The sequence below is a fragment of the Microcoleus sp. B3-A4 genome, assembly GCF_036705385.1.
Taxonomy (GTDB): Bacteria; Cyanobacteriota; Cyanobacteriia; order Cyanobacteriales; family Microcoleaceae; genus Microcoleus.
This window is the reverse complement of sequence record NZ_JAUBUI010000069.1, coordinates 1-25229: the sequence shown is the minus strand read 5'-3', so window position 1 is coordinate 25229 and position 25229 is coordinate 1. Positions and strand designations below refer to the sequence as shown.

Genomic DNA, 25229 nt, shown 5'->3' with positions numbered 1-25229 from the left:
GGTAATAGCGAATAAGTAATCGGTCATACAAAAGTCGAAAAATAAAAGATAAAAGCGATAATTTTTAACTTTTAACTTGACAAAAAACCAATTACTATCTATTAATTATGAATTGCCAATTAGGACGAATTGCTTGTTGCCAACTACCCGTAACCCGTAATTGATAATGGATTTGTTAGAGTACCAAGCTAAATCTTTATTTCGCCAGATGGCAATTCCGATTTTGCCGTCGCAGCGGATTGACAATCCCGCCGACCTCAAAGGACTGAAAATTCCCTACCCCGTTGTACTCAAATCGCAAGTGCGGGCTGGGGGACGCGGCCGGGCGGGCGGTATCAAGTTTGTGGAAAATACGATCGATGCAGTAGCAGCCGCCCAAACAATTTTTAATTTGCCGATCGAGGATGAATATCCCCAAGTTCTACTGGCAGAAGCAAAGTACAACGCTGACCAAGAATTGTACTTAGCGGTACTCCTAGACCCCGTAGCCCGCCGCCCGGTGCTACTGGGATCGAGACAAGGAGGTATGGATGTCGAACGGTCGATCGAGCAAATGCAGCAAGTTGCCGTAGATCAAGAATTTTCCCCATTCTACGCGCGGCGTCTCGCGCTGAAAATGGGATTGCAGGGAGACTTGATTCAATCGGTGAGCACCATTGTCGAAAAAATGTACCGGCTGTTTGTCGAAAAAGATTTAGACCTAGTAGAAATCAATCCTCTCGGCATCAGCCCGACGGGAGAGGTCATGGCTTTAGACGGTAAAGTCACCGCCAACGACGATGCCTTGGGGCGGCATCCAGATTTGGCGGCACTATCGGGGAAGAGGCAAAGCAGCGGGTTGGCACGGGAAAGGAGAAGTCTCCATGCCCCTAGCGATCGCCCCCATTCCTACTCGAAGGTTCAGCAGCAGCCGGAGTTTGACCCCAAATCTAAATCCCCAATCTCCAATTCCGAATCCCTGCAATTAATCGAACTAGATGGGAATATCGCGATTTTGTGCAACGGAGTGGGCCTGACAATGGCAACTCTAGATGCTGTAACCCACCAAGGAGGAAAACCAGCTAATTTTGTGAATATTGGTTCCCTAGACGGCTACGAAGCAGCAAATGCCCTGCGCGATCGCGCGGATTTGGGTCTGGAGTTAGTCGCTCAGGATAAAAGCGTTAAGGTGATACTTGTAAATATTTTGGGCAGCGCCTCCAAGACCGAGGAAATAATCGCTGCAGTAGCCGGCTATTTGGAACGGAAAGCTCGCGCTAACCGCCACATCCAAGTGGTGCTGCGGCTGGTAGAGATCGATGCTGATGCTGTTAAAAAGCCTTTGGGACAGTTGCCGGTGCAGCTAGCTAGCACTTTGGATGAGGCCGCGGCCGCTTCTGTATCCTCCGCCAAGTAGCGGCAGTCGATCGGCAAAAAATGAGATTTCTGTACAGATGAAGGCCTTCTGCTTTTTACAGATCGAGTGTCAAGTGGGAAAAAATGAATTTAACTCCTGAAAGCAAAGTCCTAGTACAGGGCATTACAGAATCTCCCGCGTCCACCCGCGCCGCCCTGATGATGAAAGCATACGGCACGAATGTAGTCGCCGGTGTTAGTCCCGGTCGGGGGGGGCTGGAAGTGGAGGGAATTCCGATTTTTGATTTGGTAGAACAAGCAGTGGCGGCAGTGGGTCACGTTGACACTGCGGTAATTTTGGTAGACGCTTACTCGGTGCTGGATGCTGCTTTAGAAGCGATCGCCGGAGGAATTCGGCAAATCGCGATCGTTACTGGGGGAGTGCCTCCTCTGGATATGGTGCACTTAGTCAGAAAAGCAGAAGCCACCGAAACTTTGGTAATCGGGCCCAACAGTCCGGGGATTATTGTGCCCGACAAACTCCTGCTGGGAACTCACCCCAAGGAATTTTACACTCCCGGCCCGGTGGGAGTGATCAGCCGCAGCAGCACTTTGACTTACGAAGTTGCCCTAGAACTGACGGAGGCTGGGTTGGGACAGTCGATGGCGGTTTGTATTGGCTGCGACGCGATTGTCGGTTCTTCTTTTATGCAGTGGCTGCAAATTTTGGACGAAGACGACAGTACCGAAGCGATGGTTTTGGTGGGGGAAGTTGGCGGGTGGAGTGAACAAGCTGCTGCTTCTTACATCGCCTCGGCGATCGACAAACCCGTGGTTGCTTATCTGGCCGGCCGCTACGCTCCCAAGGGGCCGTCTTTGGGCCACGCCGGCATCCTGATCAGTTCTCGGGCGGCTGCCCAGAAAGCCTTTGGAGTTACGGCCCCAAACAAAATGGCTGCCTTTGAAGAGGCGGACATACCTGTGGCGGCTCGACCTTCAGAGATTCCTAAGTTGCTCAAAAAATTGCTAAAGAAACATTGATTGCTTTGGGAGTTTTCACCAAAGTCCTAACCCTCTTGGGGGTTGGGATAGGGGTAGGGCGGGGGCGGGTTTGGTCTCAAAAGAGTCGGCAGGATGCCACAACAGCCGCTTCAACCCGCCTTGAGGACACATTTATGATTTTTTTACCAAAGCCCTCTGACCGGCGTCACAGGCTGCGGTGCGGGTGCTGGCAAGGGAGCGGCGCGGCGCGGCGCTGGAGGCGGAGTAGTTGGCTGCACGCTGCGGCGAGGTTCGATCGGACTTTCGGGGCGAGTTGTTTCAGTTGTGCGAGTTGTCGATCGCATCACATCTTGAAGCAGGCTTTGCAGAGTTCCGGCTATACTTTGAACTTTCCCAACAGCGGTGCGAAGGCTGGCAACATCTACGTAAACCTCGTTGAGAGGATACTTTTTCAGGATTTCTAGTAGCGATACCTTACCGTCGTCCCCGGCTGCCAGGATCATCGCTGCTCGCAGAGCTTTCCCGCTTTCTGTGCGGCGCTGAGTCCGAATTGCTTGACCGATTTGGTCAGTGATTTTTTCTCCCGGGGTGCTGTAGACTACCCTCGCCAGATTAGCAGGCTTTAAACCGATTTCTAAACCCATGAACCCCCGGAGCATTTGCGCGTCCATTTTGGAGAACCGGATAATTTGTTGGAGGGTTGGCGTCGTCGTGCCGTCTTTAGCAAAGTCTTCTAAGTCGCTGACATTGATGGCTTGTCGGATCGGGCCAAATGTGAGGACAATTTTTTCTGCAGCTAATGCTGTACTGCTAGATAATATGCTCGCGCTTGCTCCTAATAGTAGAGCACTGCCGATCGATACAAATTTTGTTAATTTCATATTCACCGCTAGATTAAAATTATTTTTTCGAGATTTGTACATTATAGATGCAGCAGTTATATTCTACAAGGTCGCCAGTGTAATTTGTGCCCGCGTCACACCCACAATCTCGACCGAGACTTTTTGTCGATATTAGCTTTAAGAATAAGTAAGCAACTCTACCGAAATATTTTTGCTTCTATTGATTCTGCTTTCTACCTTCTCGATGTCCAGCCTTCTACATCATATTGCCTTCAGCCTTCTACATAAGTGCCTTATAAAATTTATAGTAATCCCCCTGATGCGGAGGAAATTATTAATTGCTGAAACATAAGGAATTACTTATTATTTCTTTCCTCGACCACTAAATCCCTCTTCCCTCTTCCCTCTTCCTTCTTGTATATGTTGTTGAAAACCAAGCGCAAATCCAAGAAATCCAAACACAAGCACAGCGAAAAAACAACCGCGCTAAGCAAAAAAGAAGTAGCTGCACAAAAACGCAAAATTTCAGAAAAGCGCAATGAATTGGTGCAGGCGATCGCCATAAGCTGCTTAGTCACCGTTGCTCTCAGCATCCCCCTGTTGTTCGTGGCAGGTCCTAAGATTGCTATTGCAGGAGGCGGAGCCGCAGCCATCTTGCTGCTTTCCTACAAATACCCCCGCCAAGCTTTGTGGACTTTTCTAATTTACCTGCCTTTCAGCGGTACAATTACTTACGCAATTGGCGGCGGGAATGCTGCATTTCAATTAGCCAAAGATGCTTTCTACATACCAGCTCTCATCGCCCTAATTCAAAGCTGCAAAAAGAAACAGTTGCCCCTGTTCATCCCCAAACAAATGCTTTCTACCTTTAGCATCCTGTTGATGATGGCAATGCTAACTTTAATTTTTGTCAACGGCGATATGCAGCTCAACCCTATGAAGGGTGAGAAACCAATTCTGCAAGGAATTCTCGGCTTAAAAGTATTGATAGGTTACATACCGCTGATTGGGTGTACCTATTATCTGCTTCGCACTAAGAAGGATTTGGTATTTTTTAGTCGAATGCACATCGTTTTGGCGATCGTTTGCTGCCTTCTCGGTTTGATGCAGTACCTGTTGCTCCAAAGTGGAAAATGTGCGGGTACCCGAGGAATGAGCGGAAACGACTTATTTAAAGCAACGCTGCAAGCTAGATGTTTTGTCGGCGGTTCTTTAGTGTTCAGTCCAGAAGTCAAGTTTATCCGCTTGCCGGGAACTTTTGTAGCGCCTTGGCAGTGGGCTTGGTTTTTAATTTCTAATGCTTTTTTAACCTTTGCCTCTGCCTTTTGCGACCCTTCATTCTGGTGGCGAGTTATCGGTTTATTTGGCATGGCATTAGTATTTGCCAATGCAGTTATTTCCGGTCAAAGAGCTGCTTTAGTTATGGTTCCCGTTGCTACGGCAATCTTGCTAGTTCTTACCGGTCAATTAGTTAATTTAAAACGATTTATTCCCATCGGTGCAGGACTGGCGATTCTGCTGTTTGTCGGGGCAGCAATTAGCCCGGGAATTGTCGAGCAGCAGCGGGAGAGTTTTGTTAAGCGCTGGAATGCTGCACCGCCCCAGCAGTTTCTCTTTAATCAGTTCAAGCAAAGCCACAATTTTATCATTGACAGACCTCTCGGTAGAGGTGTGGGACGAGCAACTAATTCAACGCGAATATTTGGTGCTACGCAGCTAATTGAAACTTTCCAACCTAAGTTGATTTACGAACTCGGTTATCCAGGAATGATTGCTTTTCAGATCATGGTTTTACACTTGGCTTTTCTAACTTTTAGAGCTTACCGTTCTGTGAAAGACAAAAGTTTGCGGAGTTACGGAGCTAGTTTTTGGGTATTTGTGGGATTTATTACGATCAATCCTCAATACTATCCGCTCGATGTAGATCCAGTGTCCGTGTATTATTGGGTTTTAGCTGGGGCGATTTTAAAGTTGCCCAAAATTGACAAACAGGTGCAGGATGAAAAACCCCAAGAACTTGAGTCAAATGATTTGCAAGTTCACCAGCAATTAAAGGAGAAAAAAATTATTGCATCTGCCCCCATTTGAGAAGAGTTTTGAGTGTTGAGTTGGGTGGATTCTTTCTTGTTCAGTAACCCGCTTTCGATCCAAGGCGGTGCAAATATAGCCCGGCGTTCTGGGTTTATCTGTGCTAAAACCCACCCCTACAGCATATTGTGACTCGTAACTTTACTGCGGTTGCCAAACCGGATTGCTAGCATTCACATCTTTGTCGTTTGTCAATTTAGTCAATGCCGAACCGTCCCGATTAATTAAATACAAGTTGCTTTTGTCTCCTTGGGTTTCGTTAAATATAAAAGCAATTTGCTGGCTGTCAGTAGACCAAGCTAATTCTGAAATTGCCGACGGTTTTAGCTGGGTAGCTAGTTGATTTAGCTGCTTTCCGTCAGCAGTGATTGTGTAGAGTTTTTGATTGTTGAACTCTCCAGCGACGAAAGCAATAAATTTGCCATCCGGCGACCACGAAAGTTCGTCGTAGTTTCTGGGTTTTTGGGTGAGGTTCTTGGCTGTCCCCCGGTTAATGTCGAGCAGGGATATATCTTGCTGTTCGCCTGCTAAATCGCCGGGTTTATTATAATAGTAAGCAATGCGGCTGCTGTCGGGCGACCAAAATAGTTTGACGTTGTAAACCTCATTTTGCGGGTTGTTTGTCAAATTTTTGAGGTTGGTTCCATCGGCATTAATTGTGTAAATTTGCTGTTTCGGATAAGCGCCGACCAGGAAAGCAATTTTTGTGCGATCGGGCGACCACACAAGTTCACTTCCGCCCGATATATATTCGCCGGGACTTTTAGTTAGTTTGGTCATTCCCGAACCGTCGGCATTCATTTTGTAGATATTTTTATCCTTGACAAATGCTACCTGCTGGGCGTCGGGTGAAATGTAAAATTCAGATGAAATTTCTGTTTTAGGCGGCTGTCCTCCTACTTCCAAATTCCTAACTAATTTAGTTCCTTTAATGCCAGAAGTGTTGCTTGTATAAAGTGATTGGCTGCCGGGATCATCAGAGGTAAAACCATCGCAAGAACGGGTAAAAACAAGTTTCTGGCTGTTGGGAAACCAAGCTATTGCAAAATTAGCTGCTTTGCAACCAGCCTCAGCAAATTGTTTAGTTAGTCGAGAACCGTCAGCATTGACTGTATAGATGTCGCTGTATCCGCCAACAAAAGCCAGTCGCTGCCCGTTGGGCGACCACACTAGGGGAGCGATAACATCTATATTAGTTGTAAGTTCGCGGCGAGCGGAACTGGTAGCATTGACCGCAAATAAAGGGGATCTGTTCTCGCTGCCACGCATCTGGAGGGCGGTAAACGCTAGTATCCTTGGTTTTTGGGCTGCGGTTGGGGGAGGACTGTGAAGGCTCAAAAACAAGCTGATTAAGAGTGTTAGTGAAAATAGGCCGATCGCCCTGATCCGCCATAATTTATGGAAGCTGAAAAGTTGCAGAATTTGCAACAAGCTTTTGATGGGCGGGCAAGATGCCCACCCCACACTCAACTTAAACTCTTGTGGAACGGGCATCTTGCCTGTTCTATATCGCAGCGGGAAATGCAAGTTAAAACGCATTTTATCGATTCCTATGCTAATTTTCAAAGTGTTTGTCGGTCTATATGCCGCGACAGCCTCAAACTCTGTTTAATTCTGCCAATAATTAGCTCGAACATTTTTTTTCGGGACGGATTCTTGCTGCTGGGTGGCATCCCTAACTCGCAACACATCAAGTTCAACTCAGTTGCACTCATTGCCAACAATTTTTTCCTCACCTCTTCTTCATTACCATTCTTAGCTTGTAAACGCAGTTCTTCATAAACTTCTAGAACATTGGCAGCCGATAAATTAACAGGTTTATTTACATCAGCACCCGTGGGAATATCAGAAGTTTTTGACCCAGCAGAAAGCACGCCCCGCTTGACTTGAGTTTCAAGCCGGGTTAATTTTCTAGAAACGTCCCGTAAGATTTCCTTAAGTTCGCCAATTTCCTCAACTAACCCCCCGCTTTCTTGTTCGGAAGTAGCCAAAATTTCTTTTTTACTCATTTGAGATACTCCTCACACTCGCGCCATAGTTTTTCAAATTCTCTAACTAATTCTCGCGGCAGTTCTCCCTCATTAATCGCCCGTTTTAGCCCGACGCTTTCCCGAATCGTCGATTCTAAAAATCTAACTTCTATGTTATTGTCTTTTGATATCTCTGCACAAAGTCTCTTTACTTCTCTCATGTAAAACTGAACTTCATTTGTCAGCAATCCTCCATAAATTTTAGCTTTATTCATAAACACTGCAATTTTGGGAAACGGATAAGGCTCAATCCGTTTCTGGAGCGAATTTAAAACTAAACTCAATCCCCTCGAACCAAAATAATCGGGATTGACGGGAATCAATATTAAGTCGCAGCAAGAGAGTACGCTGTAGGTGAGGAGGCTGAAGGAAGGTGAACAGTCAAAAAGCATCAAATCGTATTTGGGGAGATTGGCAGAGTTGGCGATTTTGCCGATAAATCTGCGGATGAAGTCTTTAACACTTTTTCCCTCAAATCCATCGATATCCAACCAATACAATTCTTCAACTGAAGGGACAAAATGCAACTGTTCGTCAATCTGATAAATGGTGTCGAAACCAACGGGAAATTTAAAGTTATGTCCGGCTTTTTTAAAGACTTCTAGAGCGTCGTAAATTGTAAGTCTATGCTTGAGAGATTGTTCGTACCACTTACCAAACTTGTCATCTAAATGACCTGTATTTTCGTTAAGTCCGATCGCCTCTGTGAGCGACATTTGCGGATCTAAGTCTAACATCAAGACTTCTAAGTCGGTTCCTTGGGATATAATATTTCCCAGACTCCAAGTGACGGTGGTCTTTCCGACACCGCCTTTGAAGTTGATTACGGCTATTGATTTAGGACTCATGGCTAATTTTGTTTGGATTTTGCTCAAATATAAATTAAAACATATTGTGGCGGTTAGTCGATCGCGCGATCGCACACTAGAGTCACGATGTGCCAATTGATATATAAAAATGATATATCATTAACTAAGTAGAACAACTTAAGAAAACAGAAAACCCAGCTCTTCGATGGCTTTAAGAAATCGGGGATCTAACAGAACATCATGTCACATCAACTAACTCATTTTTTAAAACTGTAGCCGTTGCAACTCCGTACACGCATAACGGAGAGAAGGCAAAGTAATGCGATCGACTCCCTGAGGACATATTTCTGTAGCCAATTTTTTTGCCGCTCTTTTAGCTAGTTCAATCCTCTCTTCTGCACTCATTTTTTTATCTTTATAATCAGTATTTTCATTACATTCTTGTCCTTCCATATTGTTATTAATGTAATAAAACCACGTTTCAATATTTCGGGCGGGCACAAAAATAGCAACTTTCTCGTCACGCAGTCGCGGATCTCTGTTTAAATTACCTGCTGTTTCGTCTAATGCTATATTTAAAGAACGCATTCGATCGTCCAAGCTATCTTCATCAGCATCAATCATTACCACTACAGCAATATTTCTGTACTTACGTGTTCTTCTATAACTTTTCATAAGAGCTGGATAATACTTGACTATCGAAGCATTGTTATTGTCAATTACTCTCCCTTTAGGATTGCCAAAGTCTTTAATTTTGCGATCGTCCAAGCCCCGGCAGATTAGATATTGTCTGATAAATCGCTCTTGGTCAATATCTTCACAGAGAATAGTTACTTCTGGTAAATCATCTCTACTCGTCATAAATCCATCCAAGTTCTATAAGCTTAGCAACTGATAAACCTTCTTCTTCAGTATCAGTAATTCGCCGCACGCGGACAGCTTCATTATCTCTTCGTTCAAACCAATAACCTGAATTGCTTGCTAAGTAATTAATTAATGAGGGGTGATGAGAAATTAACATTGCTTGTGCTTGATTTTCCACACAATAGTCCATCACCCTACCCCACCAAGGTTTTATTTCCGGTAAAGCCAGGAAATTTTCTGGTTCATCAATACACAAAGTAAAATTATCATCAGGAGAACAATATATTAAGGTGTATAGAGCAATTAAAGCTTTTTGACCGTGCGATAATTCATTAAGCCTATAAGCAGCCTTGCTGGGACGGGTAAAAGATGCTGACAAAATCCTAACATCACCGGATTTAGAATTTTGAAATGAATCAAATCCTTGGATAATCTTTTGTAATTCCAGCGTTAATTTAATGATTTTACCTTGAGATTCTTGAGATAAATAGCTGTACCAAGCTGCATAATTTGACATATCCCAGTTAGGTGAACTTTCCTCCTTAAGGCTTTCTGATTCCATTATATAAGGATTGATCTGTACAATAAAAAAGTTAGAAATCCGTTTTTTGAACCATGTAAGCATTTGATTGTCATGTCTCTCGTAAATAAAACCAATCCCAGAACGCGACCCATCAAAGAACGGTAAGAAAGGACCTTCGCGATCGGGATCGTCATTATACAGTTTGGCTTGACCTACAGACTTACCTCTCTCTCCTGCCTCAACCCAGAAATTAAACAGAGGTTGTCCGTCAAAAGTTAAGCTTTCCAGACGCATTCTAGGCGGTTCATACTCTCCTTGATGTTGTATTTCTAGGGTGTATTTATAAATGCCACCATTTCCTTGAATATCTAATTCAAAATTTTGAATGCCGGATTTTTGCCATCTTGTTAAATCCTTCCTTGCAAACAAATCTGATACCCTATACTCTCGCTGTAAAGCTTGCTCGCCTAAAATAAATTTCTGTAGTTTTCTTAAAACCTCGAAAACGGTAGTTTTGCCCGATCCATTTGAACCCAGAAAGAGATTTAAGCTATCTACTGTCAATTCAAAATTGACCAGGCATCTAAAATTATTTACATAAATTCTCTTCAGCATAAATTTTATTGATAAACCTTAGGATAATGAGCAATTTAAGGGTCGATTAGAAATACATCCGTTCTCCCACAAGACTTTGTACTTGCAAAGCAAAGCCAATTAGTTATTTTTATGTCTGGAAATTGGTTAAGCGAAAGGCTTCTTTAACCAATTCTTAGTTAAGTTCAACGGTGGTTTTCATGGTTCCATCTGCTTAATTGCTTATCAAATTTAGATAGTTTTCATAATTACTCGGTTATTTACTATTATTAATATTGCCTTTAAATACAGTTTGAAGTTGACACTAAGGGCTGGCAATTTTGCCAGCCCTCAAGTTGTTTTACCGTTTCACCAACTTCTTAGAAACCTTCCGCAAGCGAATTGATTTCGGTGTTACTTCCACCAATTCATCCTGGCCGATGTACTCCAAAGCGCGCTCCAAACTCATGTCGATCGGGGCTTGCAATTGCGCCAATTCTTCACCGCCAGATGCGCGGTGGTTTGTCAACTGCTTCGACTTGCAAATATTCAGCTCCATGTCTTCATCTCGGTTGTTTTCTCCGATAATCATCCCTCTGTAAACCTTGGTTCCGGGGGTAATGAAAAATACGCCGCGGTCTTCAGCATTTTTCAGTGAATAAGTAGTTGCAATTCCTTCTTCAAAGGAAATCAATACTCCGTTGCGACGGGCGACAATTTCTCCGCCCAGGGGGCGATAATCGAGGAAGCTGTGGTTCATAATTCCAGCGCCGCGAGTCAAGCGCATAAACTCGCCTCGGAACCCGATCAAGCCGCGGGCGGGAACTGAAAATTCTACTTGCGTGCGGCCGGTGCTGCTGACGTGCATATCTTGCATTTCTGCTTTCCGCTGACCGAGCCGTTCGATGCAGCCGCCGACTGCTTCTTCGGGTACGTCTAATACCAAACATTCAAAAGGTTCGCAGGGACGACCACCGATTTCGCGGTAGATTACTTGCGGTTGAGATACTTGGAATTCGTATCCTTCGCGACGCATATTTTCGATCAGGATTCCGAGGTGGAGTTCGCCGCGGCCGGATACGAGGAATTTGTCGGGAGATTCGGTTTCTTCGACGCGCAAGGCGACGTTGGTTTGGAGTTCTCGCATTAGCCGATCGCGAATTTGTCGCGATGTCACCAAACTTCCTTCTTGACCGCAGAACGGCGAATCGTTCACCGAGAAAGTCATCTGCAAAGTCGGTTCATCTACCTTGATTAAAGGCAGCGCTTGCGGGTCGTTGGGGCAGGTAATTGTCTCGCCAATATAGGCATCAGCAAAACCGGCAACGGCGACAAGATTACCAGCAGAAGATTCTGGGATATCAATCCGCTTCAGGCCTTCAAAGCCCATCAATTTGGTAATTTTTGATTTGACAATCGCGCCGCTTTCGGTGATTAAGACTGCTTGTTGACCGATTCTAATCGTGCCGTTGTGGATGCGACCGATGACGATGCGACCAACGTATTCTGAGTAATCTAAGGTGGTTACTTGCAGTTGTAGTGGCTTGTTGGGGTCGCCTACGGGGGGTGGTACGTGGTCGAGGATTTCTTCAAAGAGGGGCTTCATATCTACCCCTTCGTCTTCGAGGTGTTTTTTGGCGTAACCGCTTAAGCCGGAACCGAAGAGATAGGGAAATTCGCACTGATCGTCGTCCGCACCTAGCTCGAGGAACAGATCCAAAACTTTATCGACGGCTTTGTGGGGGTCGGCTCGCTCGCGATCGATCTTATTCACAAAGACGATCGGGCGCAGTCCTTTTTCTAGGGCTTTTTTGAGCACGAACCGGGTTTGTGGCATTGGGCCTTCGTTGGCGTCTACGATCAGCAGACAGCCGTCAACCATGCCGAGAACTCGTTCGACTTCTCCGCCAAAGTCCGCGTGTCCGGGGGTATCGACGATGTTGATCAGGGTTTCTCCGTACCTGACGGCGGTGTTTTTGGAAAGGATGGTAATGCCACGTTCGCGCTCGATGTCGTTGGAGTCCATGACGCAATCTGGGATTTCTTCCCCTTCGCGGAAGATCCCGGACTGTCTGAGGAGAGCGTCCACAAGGGTGGTTTTGCCGTGATCGACGTGAGCAATGATGGCGACGTTGCGAATGGGAAGACTCATAATGCGTCTGGAACGTTAAACGGAGCTAACTAAAGATTTCTTAATAATTGTAGCGCATCGAGTCAAGGGGCGATCGGGCGCGGCTGCCAGATTGGAGTGCGATCGTCGCTAAAATCAAGATTATGGAAGCGCAACCGAGAGAAATTGAGCGTTACACTACCCCTGACGGCAGAGTTCCTTTTGATCGGTGATCTTGAGTTGGCCCTGGTGAAGAAGGTTGGATACGGGGCGATCGCCGATATTAAGATGAGGGTGCAAGTACGATCGGCTTTATGGAAGTAGAACCGAGGGAAATTAGGCGTTATATTACCCCAGACGGTAAAAATCCTTTTGCAGAGTGGCTTAGTTCCCTGCGGGATTTGAATGCGGTAGTTAAAATTGAGCAAAGGCTTGACCGAGTTCGCTTGGGGAATTTAGGAAACAGCAAGTCTGTTGGGGAAGGAGTCTGCGAATTAAAAATTGATTTTGGGCGGGGTATCGCGTGTACTTCGGACAATTGGGGTCAACAATAGTTCTTCTTGTCTGCGGTGGGGATAAAAGCACTCAAGAACAAGATATCCGCAAAGCGTATGAGTATTGGAAAGAATATGGAGAACGCGAAAATGCCAACGAGCGATAGTTACCAGGGCTATCTGATAGAAGCGCTCAAGGATAAAATACACGCTGCGGCTTATCTAACAGCGCATTTGGAAGACGAAGAGCCTGAACCTGGTTTACTGGAACTCGCACTTAGCAATGTATTTGAGGCTCTTGGCGAACCAAATATGTCTGCTGAAGATGCTAAATTGCATTTGGAAAAATTAGATTTTTTGTTGTCGGGAGAAGGAAGTGCGACAATTTATGCTTTGGCTAATTGGCTGAAGGTTTTGGGATTGAAGTTAACAGTTGCGGTTGATGAAGGGGATAAAGGGGAAGACGAAGGTTCTGTTAGTGATGTTGAGTTGGCGGAAGTTGGTAATGTTTAATTTTGGTCTATCGAGCTTTAAGCTACTAATTAGACCTTAACGGCGCTCCAAGCCCGATCGCTAAAGGAAGTAGGCGATCGCTCCGGGCTATCCTACAATACTGTTAAAAGTTATGCCCGATCGCCCGGTCTGGCAATGGCTGACATCGGTGCTCTGCTAAAATTGGCGCGGACGTTTGATGTGTCGATCGCAGAATTGTGAGATTTGATCCAACAGTAACAAATTACACTTAAAATAAACCAGCGCCACCAGCGCCAACCAGTGCGACATCGGATGGACGATCTACCGTGCGACGATCGCCCAAGCACAAGATGCCAGAGTTGGCGGATGGGACGGGGCGAGGTCAGAAAGAGATGATATATTCTCAGCGGCAATTGTAGCTGTTCGATCGCCCATATCGGTTTACAATTTTTAACGTTGAGCCTTATTGAAGTGCAGGAGTGGAGCTGGCTTGGATAACGCTAGTCTGTCAAGAAAACCCCCGCAAGCCTCGGAGCTTGTCGCCGACGAAATTCCAGAAGCAGTGCGAGACCACCCATACCTAGAAGCACGGCCGAGTCAGTCCAAGAAAAAAGGGCTGATTTGGAAACTGCTAGGGTTGGCCGCATTAGCCTTCGGGGTCAGCATCTGGCTGCACCTCAATTTTAACTTGTTCCCAGCCACCAGTCAGGCAGAGCAAACTCAACAAAACCCAGCACCAGTGAGTTCGCCGTCAGGAGCGGCCGCGAGTCCAGCTACCAACTCAAAAGCCGGCACCGCCACCGCCACCCCAGAGAACTTGCTGGGACACTTGCCGTACCCAGAAGCACCAGCCAAAGACTTGGTAAGCGTCACCCCCGACGGTAGCATCAAACTCCGCACCTCAGCAGCAGCAAAATATCAGGAAATGGCCAACGCCGCAGCGGCATCAGGCATCTACTTCGCTCCTATATCCGGCTTTCGCTCCCTGCAAGACCAACAGCACGTATTTTTTGATGTGAAAGCCGAACGCAGGCAAAACGCCAGCAAGCGAGCCGAAGTCAGCGCCCCTCCAGGTTACAGCGAACACCACACCGGTTACGCGATCGACATCGGCGACGGCAGCGCCCCGGAAAACAACCTCAGTCCCAGTTTTGAAAATACCCCAGCATTCAAGTGGTTAGAAGCTAACGCCGTCGCCTTCAGCTTTGAAATGTCCTTCCCCAAAAACAATCGCCAAGGCGTCAGTTACGAGCCTTGGCACTGGCGGTTTGTGGGCGACAAGCAAAGCCTCGAAACTTTCTACAAAGCTCATTCCATGAAAAAGTAGAAGGAAGAAGGAAGAAGGAAGATTTTCCACATCTCCGGCTTTGCCACTCGGAGACTCTCCCACTGCCCCACTATCCCACTCTCCCATTCCCCCACTCGGACACTCCCCCACTCCCCCCCACTCGGTTGAGCCAAACTCGTGATTGCAATCTATCCAGGCAGCTTTGACCCCATTACCTTTGGTCACGCAGATATTATCGAGCGGGGATCTAAACTGTTCGATCGGGTAATTGTTACCGTAGTCAGAAACCCCAGCAAAACCCCTCTCTTCACCGTAGAGGAACGGATCGAGCAGATCCTGCGCTCTACCCAACACTTGCCAAATGTAGAAGTAGACAGTTTTGAGGGTTTGACAGTAAACTATGCTAAGATTCGACAAGCCAAAGTGCTGCTGCGGGGGCTCCGGGTATTAACAGATTTTGAAATGGAACTCCAGATGGCCCACACCAATAAAACCCTTCTGGGTGAAATTGAAACAGTTTTTTTGGCAACTTCTAACGAGTACAGCTTTTTAAGTAGTAGTGTAGTTAAAGAAATAGCCAAGTTTGGTGGCTCCGTAGATCATCTTGTTCCGAAACACGTCGCCCTAGATATTTACAAATGTTACGCCAGCAGGAACCAACTCGCATCGAACCCGATAGTACCGGCCTCGGCACTGAGAACGAACCACCTCAGAACACAGCCGCCTTCGGAGATCCCACCCGAACCGCAGGAGTAGACATCCAGCGGGAATTGAACAGGCTTGAGGAAATTGTTCTCGACAGCCCGCGAATTCCCCTGACCAGACGCACTCTGGTGGATGAAGAACAGTTACTCGATCAATTAGACTTGGTGAGGCTAAATTTGCCGATCGCCTTTCAGGAAGCCGAGACGATCATCCGGCACAAAGACGACTTGCTTCAAGAGGCGGAACTTTACGCTCAGGAAGTGATAGAAGCAGCAGAACAGAGAGCAGCAGAAATTTTAAACGATATGGGCCTGCTCCAGCAGGCGAAGATAGAGGCAGATCAGTTGCGCCAGCAAGTTTTGCTCGACTGCGAGGCAATTCAGCAGGCCACCCTGGCGGAAGTCGAACAAATTCGCTACCAGGCTCAAGAGGAATTGGAAGAGATGAGAGTCAGGGCGATGGCTGAATGCGAGGAAATTCAAAACGGAGCCGATGATTATGCCGACCAAGTGCTCGATAATATCGAGCACAAGTTGAGCGATATGCTGCGCGTGATCCGCAACGGGCGCGATCAGTTGGATAGTGTTTCTGCGTCGCACATCAATCACAACAACGGTTAGCCCACAGTGAACTCTTTGCTGGAATTTTTCTAAAAGTCTACCTCATTTAGGTAGATTTTTTTTCGCCATAGTCTCTACAGTCTTTATTCCTCAATCCCAGCACTCGGTGACTTATTTTTGCCGACATAAGTTTTGTGAAGATAGGAGCAAATATAACCTTTTATGCTATTGTACTGCTGATACCAAATCCGGCTTAAAGACCCCCTTTATCTCTTAGTCCCCCTTGGCTCGAACGAAAGTTTGACTCTATGCAGCCGTTTCAACCGCCGAATGATAAAAGGGGTAGCCAATCGGGATTTGGTATCAGACAAAAAATTCCTAACTTGATTCCAATTTTTACAATCTAATTTTTACCATGCAAAAAGTTTCTAATCGGTTCGCTGAATTTGATTTGATCAGAGCTTTAGCGATCGTCAGCGTGGTGATTACTCATGCTGGGTTCTTCGCATTTCGCGATCGCAGAATTTTATTTGTGGCGATCGATACATTTCAACTATTTTGCGTACCTGCATTTTTACTGTTGAGCGGTTTTTTTCTCACCAACAAACTGGAAAATCAAAATAATCCCGCACTGGTAGTCAAAAAAAGACTGTCAAAAATTCTACCCCCTTATCTGTTTTGGTCAGTAGCTTTGTACATCTTAAATAATTTGGGAGAAATCCAAAAATTTGATTTACTTTCATTACTCAGAGATATCTTGACTGGTTCAGTGATGCCTCCCTATTACTTCATCGTTGTGATTGTTCAATGCTACGGCTGGTGGTGGCTCCTCGTGAAACTAAGATTTTTAGAGTCCAGAAAAGTTTTGGCTTTGGGCTTAACAATTCAAACAATTTTTACAATCTTCTTCTACTTAACCGCTTTCAAATATATATCAATACCTCTACCTTTGATGGAGCGCGTGATTTTCAGTTGGATTTTGCCATTTTCAACAGGTCTATTTTTGGGCGGCTCGTATGACAGGCTTCAACCCGTTCTCGAACGGAAAAAACTGCCAATTTTAGGGGCAACGATCCTTTTTTATCTAGCTAGCATTTGGGAATTTTACCTAAAAAGTGGAGTTAATTCCGAGGCATGGTTTCTCCGATCGTTTTTTAAACTATCTGCTCAAGGATACGCAATTTTGTTCGTATTATCGATCCTCGCATTTTCTAAGAGTATCGCACTTCCCAGTAGAGTATCGGGGTTAGTCAAAATATTGGCTGCTTACTCATTCCCTATATATCTCCTGGATTCGACAGTAGTGAAATATGTCTTGTTAGTGTTTTATAAGTTTATTGACCCGGTAAATCCGCTGCTGAAGCTCGGCTTTTTAGTTACGGGGACTTTGTTAGGTTGTTGGGCGATTATTTACCTCTTGGAAAAAGTTTTGCCCAAAAATTACAGGCACTACATTTTGGGAGTTTAATCAAATTTGGTGTTTCAGCGGATGTCTTCATAAAACTGCTTGAGATACCTTGGAGAAACGCCAAAACCCCACAAAAAACCAATCGAAAGATAGATCGAAATAGCTTTAAATTCGCCCCAATTCGCAACTCTACGATCGCTACTTTCCACTACCCGATTGACTAACTTAAGTCTCCCCCGCCGCACTAACTTCAAACACAAATCCGCTTCCTCCATAATGGGCAGCGCAGCATCGAAACCCTCGCATTCCCAAAAATCGGTACGGCGACAAAAAATAACTTGGTCGCCAAACAGCAGGCGCAATCCTTGGAAAAATAAATGAGGTCGAAATAACAGCGGCGCGTAATAAGTTTTCAGGTAATTGTGGAGGGAAAAACCCCATCTTGTTTGCTGCGAACCAGTCATCAGGGAGATAAACCCGCCGCCCACAATTTCGGCATCGGACAATGTTTTATGGATGACTGCTACAATGTCATCGGGAACTAAAGTATCGGCGTGCAGAAAGCACAGAATTTCACCGGTGGCGACTTGAGCACCTAAGTTCATTTGCAGCGATCGTCCCGCTATACTGCTTGAAATAACGCGGGTGGCGGCGGAAAGTGCGATCGCCACTGTGTCGTCTTGACTGCCGCCGTCTACCACCAACACTTCCCAAGCTGGAGGATTGAGAATGCTGAGTTGGCGGAGGGTGCGTTCCAGACAAGTCGCTTCGTTGAGGGCTGGGATGATAATAGAAACGCGATCCATCGGGTTGAAATTTATGCCAGAGCTATTATAATAAAAAACTGTGGCGATTCACAACTAACGATAAAATAGAACTTAGGCGCGCGGATTCAGAAACTTGGTGTCTGCCTGCGAACTTGTCACGAAACCTCGGTTTTTTCACAAAAATTAGGTGTATTGGCGTCCTCTAAAATCCAGCAAATGTGCAATCGCCATATATATTTTCCACTAATCAGGGCTGAAAAAATCGTGCAGAAAACAGAAGTAAAAAATGATTTAGAATTTTATGAGGAAAATGCCGATAATTGGTGGGACGAAAATGCTAAAATTTATGCCTTATACCATCTAAACAAACCCAGATTTGAGTTTTTCGACAGACACGCGACTAATTGGCAAGGGCTGAAAACCTTAGATGTCGGGTGCGGTGGCGGCTTTTCTTGCGAGTTTATGGCCGAGAGAGGCGCTATTGTTTCTGGAATAGATCGATCGGAGAAATGTATTGCAGCAGCTCAAAATCACGCAGTTACCAGCGGTTTTGAGATTGACTACAGGCAAGGTTTTGCCGAAAATATGCCCTACGACGACAATACCTTTGATGTTGTAATCTGCGTGGATGTTTTGGAACACGTTGCCGATTACAAAAAAGTTGTGTCTGAGGTTCACAGGATTCTAAAGCCTGGGGGACTGTTCTTTTTTGATACAATTAACCGAACTTTTTCCTCGCAAATTGTGATGATTGGACTGATGGAAAATATTTTGCAGGAGATTAGGCGGGGCGTTCACGATTGGGAAAAATTTATTACCCCGGATGAACTGTCGGTGGTAATGCAGGATATTGGTTTTGGCAATATTCAGATTAAAGGTTTTGATATGTTTGGCGAAATTGGGGCTATGTTAGCCGCAATGCACGGGTTTTGGGAAGATTTTACACGCGGAAAGCAGGTGTTTCCTTCGGCGGGTATTTTCAAACAAGTATCTCAAACTCTAACATCTAATCTAGCTAACTATATGAATTACAAAAAGTCTGGGTTGTTTAAAATCAAAATCAATGAGGATCAGTCGATTATGTATGTTGGCGTTGGGGCGAAGAATTAGTCAGTTAATTGTTAACTGTTGTCATTAGGGGCGAGTGGGAGACGGATCTTTGCGATCGACAAATCCTGCTAAAATCCGCCTCTATTGCATTTTTTAGGGTACGCAGGTCGCGGTACACCTTATCCTGTGCAGTGCATACAGATATTCCGTGGGGACACGGCACCACGCCGTATCCTTACTGTATTGCGGGCATTTGAGAATTGCTATATTGGCGATCGCACTACAAACCTAAGCCTGGGCTGAGGAATACTGAGTATCGATCGAATTTTAATGACTCGCCCCAACTCCTCAAATAGCGATCGAGCAAGCATATATACTTAAATCTTAGGGCGGACAGAGTGGCATCGCCCCTATCGATTCACAATTTAGCAAGAATTATGCCAGCAAGTTTTCTCCCAAAGTCGATCGCACAACTCACAGAATCTACCTCAATTGCCTTAGCCCAAAGCATTCAACGAGAGACCATTACAACTCCCCTATCTTCTGAACCAATTGCCACAACCTACGTGCGCCAAGGCAGCGGCAACACACCAATTTTGCTAATTCACGGCTTCGACAGTTCCTTGTTTGAATTCCGCCGCCTGTTGCCGCTGCTGGCTGCCGAAAATGAAACTTGGGCGGTTGATTTGTTGGGTTTCGGATTTACAGAAAGATCGCCAGGTTTGGCATTCAGCGCGAGGGCAATTGAAAGTCATCTTTACTATTTTTGGAAAACGCTAATTTCGCAGCCTGTAATCTTAGTCGGTGCTTCCATGGGAGGTGCAGCAGCCATTGATTTCACTCTCAATTATCCCGAAGTTGTGAAACAATTAGTGTTAATAGATAGCGCAGGTTTTGCCATCAGTTCTAATAAGGGAAAGTTTTTAATTCCTCCTTTAGGGTATCTGGCAACTTCATTTTTACGCAATCCCAAAATTCGCCAGCGAATTAGCGTCAATGCTTATTTCGATAAAAATTTGGCTTCTCAAGACGCTCAAACTTGTGCTGCTTTGCACTTGGAAATGCCCAACTGGAATCAAGCTTTAATTGCGTTTACCAAAAGCGGCGGTTACGGAGGTTTTGGGGAAAAATTATCGCAAATTCAGCAGCAGACGCTGATTTTGTGGGGAAAACAAGACCGGATTTTGGGCACGGCGGATGCGGAAAAGTTTGCAAGGGCGATCGCAAATTCTCAACTAATTTGGATACCCGACTGCGGGCACGTTCCCCACTTAGAAAAGCCACAGACTACCGCGCAGCATATTTTAGAATTCATCACAAAAAGCGGACTCACGCAAAAAAATTAAACCTAGGGTGCGCTGTGGCGCACCTTACATACTTACATATATGGTTTCCCTGGCACATTTGGTATAGTTGGAGGTCAAATATACAGGTTTCAAACTTTCGGCAAATACTTTTGTACTATCGTCCATCCTGTGACCAACACAATCACAAATCCCCCACACAAGGCCAAATTAGTGCCGATATGGAGGGGGCGCGCCCAAGGATGTTTAGGGCCAATTTGTAGCCCGCTTCCCACAGAAACCAACACCAAAGCCACAACAGCTAACCCCGCCGGTAAATGAGCCGAGTGACCCAAATTGCCGTAGTATCCTAGCGTACCGACTACACCAATTCCCAGCAGTAAAATTACCAAAGTCGCCATGCCCACACCAGTGGCTAAATGAAAGGGACGCAGCCACTTTGGGCGCGGTTGTTTGGTACTCCTAGTGGCAAACATCCACGTTCCAGTAACGGCCAGCAACAGGTAAGCCAACAGGGCAACACCCATTGACCAAGCCGCTATTTTCCACAACCACAAGAAAGAAGGCAGATTCATCGGTTGCATCCCTAATTAGGATTTTCCACAAAAGGTTTCTTTCCGATTTTACCTGGACTTGAAAGCAAAAATGAATTATTTTGAGAGAAAGTGCGATCGGACTATCCACAGATGGCATCAGTCTTACCTGGAAGTCAAACGCACTTTCTCTGATACTCAGCTTAATTTACGCTATAGATTTGTGGCTGACCTTTTTAGGAACCACCTTTCCATTCTAGCTGGCTGGTTTTGCTTTCCATGAAAGGCATTTTATAAAACCCTAATTTTTGTTCTAAAATTAATCGGAAAAAAGGCAGACCTTCAATCAAATATCTTTTCCACAACCTTCTCGGTTCACTTAACAGTCTGTACGCCCATTCTATGCCGACTTCGCTCATCCATTTGGGAGCTCTGGCTTTGGAACCAGCTTCAAAATCAATGGTTGCACCTACGGCTAAGAATATTTTGACGTGTGTTAATTTGCTCTTGTATTTAACCAACCACTTCTCTTGCTTGGGCGATCCCACTCCTATGGCGAGAACTGTAGCTCCTGATTTATTTATCACGTCAATTATTTTTTCACATTCTTCTTCATTTTTTTCAAACCCAAAAGAAGGAGAAAGTGCTTCAACTACTATTTCTCTTCCAATTTTTTGGTTAATTTTTTCCTGGGCTTTCTTAGCTATGCCTTCAGCAGCTCCTAGCAAAAATATTTTAATCTTCTCGTTATCTTTGTGATACATATAAAATGCAGGGAACAAATCAGAACCAGAAATTTTTTCTTTGAGAGGAGTACCCAAAAACTTGGATGCATACATCAATATTTGACTGTCGCAGACTCTATAAGTAGATGTATTGTAAGCTTCATAGAAGTCGCGGTCATACTGCAACTTAATCAAGTGGTCTACATTGGGTGTAAATACGACACCACCTTCGCAGTCGAGTTTTGCAAACAACTCTGTGATTGAAAAGTTATCTATCGAGACATTCAATAAATTAACTGTTTTCATTTATGATACCCTTCCCGCTTTATATTAAACTACAACTCAAACTATTATAACCCACAATACAGTTTCGTGTTTTAACTACCTGGGTGCTTCAGTGAACATACTTTTCTCAGTATATCCTCCTACACCCTGCCTGTCTAGTGAGGATTTTTAAAGATTATGTAAAGAAGCAGCTCGTTTTAGAAAAAGTGTATAAAGCCCATTTTTAAGTTGATAACTCGCAACACAGTTTCAAGAAAAAAGCCATCCCGTGCTCATACTTGTTGAAGCATTGCAAATGAATGTAAAAAAGAGTTTATGAGATTAAAATTTTAACAGAGTGAGAAATCTCTCGCAACTTCCGAACTGGATTTCATCCAAAAGTGGTAGATTTTTTAGTTTTTCTCTCCAGGGAAGGCAAGATAGTGTCAATCTTGAAGTGAAGCAGCGATCGCCTTCCCGAAAATCAGCCTAATTTTTGGTGCACCAGCGACTGTCTTCTTGGTGGCGAACTGGTTTTCTTGGCCTTAAGACTTTCTGGAGCTTTTAAGACCAGACCTGATATTCCTCCAGCAATCAGCGCAAAAATCGGGTTAGTCATAGCATTCAAAACACAGTCAAACACGTACATAGTTAAGGCTATCCCCAGGGTAGCAGCAGGTGCTACCTTGGGATTAGACCAGGTTCTGGCGGGATATTTGAATACGGAAAAGACGATAACAGGAAGTAACATGGAAGAAAATAAACTAACTAAACCGACTGCACCGTTGACGCCAAAGGCAATAATCCATAAGCTGTCGGTGATCGAGATATCTTTACCATACCCGTCGTACACGCGGTTCCCGCCGGAATCCCCCCAGCCAAACATAAATCTTTGCCGCGCCTTTTCCCCCAATATCTCTTCATTGTCAAATCTAAACTTCAAAGAGCCGGCTCGTTCTTCGCCAAATACTTGAGTGATGAATCCAATCACGTCTTTGCTCGAAAATTGACCCGATGCAGCTACGTACAGATAAAACACTATATAACCAATTATCAATAGCAAGGGCAAAGAGGTGCGAAAAAACTTGGCAGAGAATAATACGAGCAACGCCATTGCAAATAAACTGTAGGCGCCAGTAGAACGGCACAGGAAAAAAGCGATAGTTAATATAATTGCTAAAGTCTTGATGTTACGGCCCATAAACTTTTTAAGCGTCCCAGTTTGCCACAGCCAAACGGCAATTAAGGCGGCTGTCATCATCCACAGGCCCACCATCAAACCGTGCTGCATAAACACTACTGGTCTCCACCCCCCCAAACGCCTTGCTTGACCCCAGTCCTCAAAGGCATTGACGCCGTAAATCATTTGGTGCAGAATTGGGCCCTTAACCCCTTCAATTAAAGTAAAAGGCATGTAGGCTAACCCACCTGCAAAAATCCCGATCGCCAATTGTCGCAGCCCGTCTAAATTGCCCACATACAAGCGTCCTAAAAAATAAGGCAGACCCCAAGTAACGATTTGGTTGACAGTCGGAGAAATCGGGCTGCCGCCATTACTAACTTGTGAAATAATTGGACACAAACAATAAATTACCATTGGCACGTCCAGCCAACCGGGCTTAAAAGATGTGAGGCGCGCAGTATCGTAGATCAGAGTCCCTAGCAAAATGCCGTAGCAAGCGGCAGAGATTTTGGTATACGGTGGCAATGAGGGGATGGGATAAGAAGCTTGCGGTAAAAAAAGCCACGCTGCCACAAAACTTATAATTACCGCCCGTAGAGGCGGAAACCTCACAAACAGGTAAAAAACGACTGGAATAAAGCCGAACATAGTAACTGGGATCAATGCAGCCATAGTTTTTTTTGCAGTAAAATTGTAGAAAGACAACTCAATTTGCCCTATAAAAATTCTCGCTTAAACGATCGCCCAACCCCAATCTTTTAAATCAACCTCAATTTTACGCCTTGTTCGTTAATTGTGCGTGACGTTCCACAGCAGCGTACAGTGTCGCCTCGAAGAGATTAGTTGCATCCTCGCAGGTATAATTTATAACCTTTTACCAAGCAGTCTTGGACATTGCCCCCATTCGGCATCAGACAACTGACAAATCTGCTCGATCGCTTTTGCCATATCTTCTGGGTCTTTTGGCTTGACAAGTATGCCACCGACGCAAGCTTGTAGTTCCGGAGCAGCACCAGCCGGAGTGCCGATAATTGGCAAGCCGAAGCCATCGCTTCGATAATTGGCAAGCCGAAGCCTTCGGATCTGCTGGAAAACAGCCAAGCATCGCATTTGCTGTAAAATTCTTTTACTTGGTCTTGAGTAGGTGCCTTATTATACTCAAGGCCATCCGGCAGCAAATTGGGATGAGGAGTATTGCCGGAACCAAAGGCAACTAAACGAAGGTTGGGAATTTTTTCAGCCGCTATAGAGAAAGCTTTCAGGGCAATATCGCAGCCTTTCCCAGGAGTTGTAGTATAGTAGCTCCCGACTGTGGGAACTAATTGCTTGCCTCGCGGCTGCGGAGCTCGCGACAGGGGGTCGTAAAACTGTTTGGTGTCCGCGGTGGGAGGGACGAGAAATACAGATAAATCGCCGTATTGATTCCGAGCTATGTCGGCGGGCCACAAGGCGACAGCGATTTTGTGCATCGGCAGCCGCCTTGTGGCCTCTACCCGACCTTGTGGTACGTAGTCAAAAGCCTCGTAGTGTTGGAGTAAATATACTTTTGTTCCTTTGCTAGGAGAGAGTTTTGCCACCCACTCAGTAGTTTCCCACCAAGTAGCCATGACAATATCGGCATCAGGTACGTCAAGATCAATAATTGGACGGTTGGTTTCGATAACTCGGCTTTCGACATCCACCTTGTCAAAGTGAGACTTTTGTGTTTTGGGAGCCGACAGCCAACCCCTACCCCTCAGCAGCGATCGCAATTGTTGGATTAAAGTCGGTTGCGGCAGGGGCATAGAGACGATAAATATTTTGTGCCCTCGTTTTTGGAGAAGTTCTGTAGTATATTATATAGATAACACCCTCATGCCACCTGTAAGACCAAGGGTAGGCAGGACAAAAGTAATTTTCTTGATTAGAGTCGATGCCTCAATTGCTTGAGGACACCTCTCCTTCAGAACCGGACGTGCAACTTTCACTGCATCCGGCTCCTGGTCTAACACCTACTAAGTCTGGTTTAACCCGCTGTTCGGACTCTCACCTGACCATGAACGGTCTGATGTTGGTGACATTCACGATGTATAGCAATCCTAAATCATTACAGCACTTTGCTTAACAATTAGGTACAGTAGTAGAGGTGGTAAAAAAGAGAAAAATGAAACCCTACTCCCTAGATATGCGTCAAAAGATCGTTGACACAAGGAGAAGCAGGTAACACCTCTATTCGGAAAGTAGCAGAAAGATTTCAAGGAGCGCAAAAGTACGGTACAAGCACTACTAAAGCGAAAAAAAGAGACAGGAAAATTACTC

24 protein-coding genes and 2 pseudogenes are annotated in these 25229 nt (G+C 45.3%); 14 read left to right on the top strand and 12 right to left on the bottom strand.

The window, feature by feature from the left end; genetic code table 11:
- Positions 1-166 precede the first annotated feature (166 nt).
- A complete protein-coding gene (locus QUB33_RS22330; protein ID WP_333354402.1) occupies positions 167-1396 on the top strand; it encodes a succinate--CoA ligase subunit beta in 1230 nt (409 codons plus the stop codon).
- Positions 1397-1479: 83 nt separating this feature from the next.
- Entirely contained in the window at positions 1480-2376 is an 897-nt protein-coding gene (locus QUB33_RS22325) for a CoA-binding protein (RefSeq protein ID WP_333354399.1), read from the top strand.
- A gap of 143 nt (positions 2377-2519) precedes the next feature.
- On the opposite strand, the gene QUB33_RS22320 is transcribed toward QUB33_RS22325, so the two are convergent.
- Positions 2520-3218 (bottom strand): alpha/beta hydrolase, encoded by a 699-nt coding sequence (locus tag QUB33_RS22320; protein WP_333354395.1) that lies wholly within the window; start codon positions 3216-3218, stop codon positions 2520-2522.
- 381 nt (positions 3219-3599) lie between these two features.
- On the opposite strand from QUB33_RS22320, the gene hpsL reads away from it, so the two are divergent.
- Positions 3600-5267 carry a hormogonium polysaccharide biosynthesis protein HpsL gene (gene hpsL / locus QUB33_RS22315; protein WP_333354392.1) on the top strand — a complete coding sequence of 556 codons (1668 nt, stop codon included), beginning with the start codon at positions 3600-3602 and terminating at the stop codon, positions 5265-5267.
- Positions 5268-5408: 141 nt separating this feature from the next.
- Here hpsL and QUB33_RS22310 read toward each other — a convergent pair whose 3' ends face one another.
- From QUB33_RS22310 to typA, 6 genes are all read right to left on the bottom strand, one after another.
- Positions 5409-6806 (bottom strand): hypothetical protein, encoded by a 1398-nt coding sequence (locus QUB33_RS22310; RefSeq protein ID WP_333354389.1) that lies wholly within the window; start codon positions 6804-6806, stop codon positions 5409-5411.
- Positions 6807-6829: 23 nt separating this feature from the next.
- Positions 6830-7276 carry a hypothetical protein gene (locus QUB33_RS22305; protein WP_333354385.1) on the bottom strand — a complete coding sequence of 149 codons (447 nt, stop codon included), beginning with the start codon at positions 7274-7276 and terminating at the stop codon, positions 6830-6832.
- Positions 7273-8145, bottom strand: a complete 873-nt coding sequence (locus tag QUB33_RS22300) for a ParA family protein (protein ID WP_333128956.1) — start codon at positions 8143-8145, stop codon at positions 7273-7275. Before QUB33_RS22300 ends, QUB33_RS22305 begins: the two co-directional genes overlap by 4 nt.
- 225 nt (positions 8146-8370) lie before the next feature.
- The gene (locus QUB33_RS22295) at positions 8371-8967 is read right to left on the bottom strand and encodes a hypothetical protein (protein WP_333354382.1); all 597 of its coding nucleotides are present in this window, start codon (positions 8965-8967) and stop codon (positions 8371-8373) included.
- A complete protein-coding gene (locus tag QUB33_RS22290; protein ID WP_333354378.1) occupies positions 8957-10108 on the bottom strand; it encodes an AAA family ATPase in 1152 nt (383 codons plus the stop codon). Before QUB33_RS22290 ends, QUB33_RS22295 begins: the two co-directional genes overlap by 11 nt.
- Before the next feature lie 319 nt (positions 10109-10427).
- Positions 10428-12218, bottom strand: coding sequence for a translational GTPase TypA (gene typA, locus QUB33_RS22285; protein WP_333354375.1), 1791 nt, complete (start codon positions 12216-12218; stop codon positions 10428-10430).
- Positions 12219-12362: 144 nt separating this feature from the next.
- Between typA and QUB33_RS22280 the strand changes: the two genes are divergently transcribed.
- The 8 genes and pseudogenes from QUB33_RS22280 (at position 12363) to QUB33_RS22245 (ending at position 17165) form a co-directional block, all read left to right on the top strand.
- Positions 12363-12500 (top strand): hypothetical protein, encoded by a 138-nt coding sequence (locus tag QUB33_RS22280; protein ID WP_333354372.1) that lies wholly within the window; start codon positions 12363-12365, stop codon positions 12498-12500.
- A pseudogene (locus QUB33_RS22275) lies at positions 12491-12837 on the top strand (type II toxin-antitoxin system RelE/ParE family toxin). The gene QUB33_RS22280 and the pseudogene QUB33_RS22275 overlap by 10 nt, the downstream one beginning before the upstream one ends.
- Positions 12821-13183 (top strand): transcriptional regulator, encoded by a 363-nt coding sequence (locus QUB33_RS22270; RefSeq protein WP_333354369.1) that lies wholly within the window; start codon positions 12821-12823, stop codon positions 13181-13183. Before QUB33_RS22275 ends, QUB33_RS22270 begins: the two are co-directional and overlap by 17 nt.
- 66 nt (positions 13184-13249) lie before the next feature.
- Positions 13250-13384, top strand: a pseudogene (locus QUB33_RS22265) (helix-turn-helix domain-containing protein); the annotation flags it as partial.
- A 250-nt stretch (positions 13385-13634) separates the two neighbouring features.
- Positions 13635-14471: a M15 family metallopeptidase gene (locus tag QUB33_RS22260; protein WP_333354366.1), complete on the top strand. Its 837-nt coding sequence runs from the start codon at positions 13635-13637 to the stop codon at positions 14469-14471.
- 138 nt (positions 14472-14609) lie between these two features.
- Entirely contained in the window at positions 14610-15188 is a 579-nt protein-coding gene (gene coaD / locus QUB33_RS22255) for a pantetheine-phosphate adenylyltransferase (protein WP_071587822.1), read from the top strand.
- Positions 15071-15757, top strand: a complete 687-nt coding sequence (locus QUB33_RS22250; RefSeq protein WP_333219980.1) for a DivIVA domain-containing protein — start codon at positions 15071-15073, stop codon at positions 15755-15757. The genes coaD and QUB33_RS22250 overlap by 118 nt, the downstream gene beginning before the upstream one ends.
- 355 nt (positions 15758-16112) lie before the next feature.
- Positions 16113-17165 (top strand): acyltransferase, encoded by a 1053-nt coding sequence (locus QUB33_RS22245; RefSeq protein ID WP_333354363.1) that lies wholly within the window; start codon positions 16113-16115, stop codon positions 17163-17165.
- Positions 17166-17179: 14 nt separating this feature from the next.
- Here the strand turns inward: QUB33_RS22245 and QUB33_RS22240 are convergent, their stop codons facing one another.
- Positions 17180-17911 carry a TIGR04283 family arsenosugar biosynthesis glycosyltransferase gene (locus QUB33_RS22240; RefSeq protein ID WP_333354360.1) on the bottom strand — a complete coding sequence of 244 codons (732 nt, stop codon included), beginning with the start codon at positions 17909-17911 and terminating at the stop codon, positions 17180-17182.
- Positions 17912-18136: 225 nt separating this feature from the next.
- Here QUB33_RS22240 and ubiG point away from each other — a divergent pair, with 225 nt between their 5' ends.
- Entirely contained in the window at positions 18137-18982 is an 846-nt protein-coding gene (gene ubiG / locus QUB33_RS22235; protein WP_333354356.1) for a bifunctional 2-polyprenyl-6-hydroxyphenol methylase/3-demethylubiquinol 3-O-methyltransferase UbiG, read from the top strand.
- A gap of 377 nt (positions 18983-19359) precedes the next feature.
- Entirely contained in the window at positions 19360-20268 is a 909-nt protein-coding gene (locus tag QUB33_RS22230) for an alpha/beta hydrolase (RefSeq protein WP_333354353.1), read from the top strand.
- 89 nt (positions 20269-20357) lie between these two features.
- Here QUB33_RS22230 and QUB33_RS22225 read toward each other — a convergent pair whose 3' ends face one another.
- The 4 genes from QUB33_RS22225 to QUB33_RS22210 form a co-directional block, all read right to left on the bottom strand.
- Complete coding sequence (locus tag QUB33_RS22225) at positions 20358-20801, bottom strand: DUF4079 domain-containing protein (protein WP_333354350.1); 444 nt, start codon at positions 20799-20801, stop codon at positions 20358-20360.
- A 194-nt stretch (positions 20802-20995) separates the two neighbouring features.
- Positions 20996-21790, bottom strand: a complete 795-nt coding sequence (locus QUB33_RS22220; RefSeq protein WP_333354346.1) for a WecB/TagA/CpsF family glycosyltransferase — start codon at positions 21788-21790, stop codon at positions 20996-20998.
- Positions 21791-22232: 442 nt separating this feature from the next.
- Positions 22233-23603: an O-antigen ligase domain-containing protein gene (locus tag QUB33_RS22215; protein WP_333354344.1), complete on the bottom strand. Its 1371-nt coding sequence runs from the start codon at positions 23601-23603 to the stop codon at positions 22233-22235.
- Between the two features lie 167 nt (positions 23604-23770).
- Entirely contained in the window at positions 23771-24715 is a 945-nt protein-coding gene (locus tag QUB33_RS22210; protein WP_333354341.1) for a glycosyltransferase family 4 protein, read from the bottom strand.
- A 128-nt stretch (positions 24716-24843) separates the two neighbouring features.
- On the opposite strand from QUB33_RS22210, the gene QUB33_RS22205 reads away from it, so the two are divergent.
- A complete protein-coding gene (locus QUB33_RS22205) occupies positions 24844-25035 on the top strand; it encodes a hypothetical protein (RefSeq protein ID WP_333354338.1) in 192 nt (63 codons plus the stop codon).
- Positions 25036-25229: the final 194 nt, after the last annotated feature.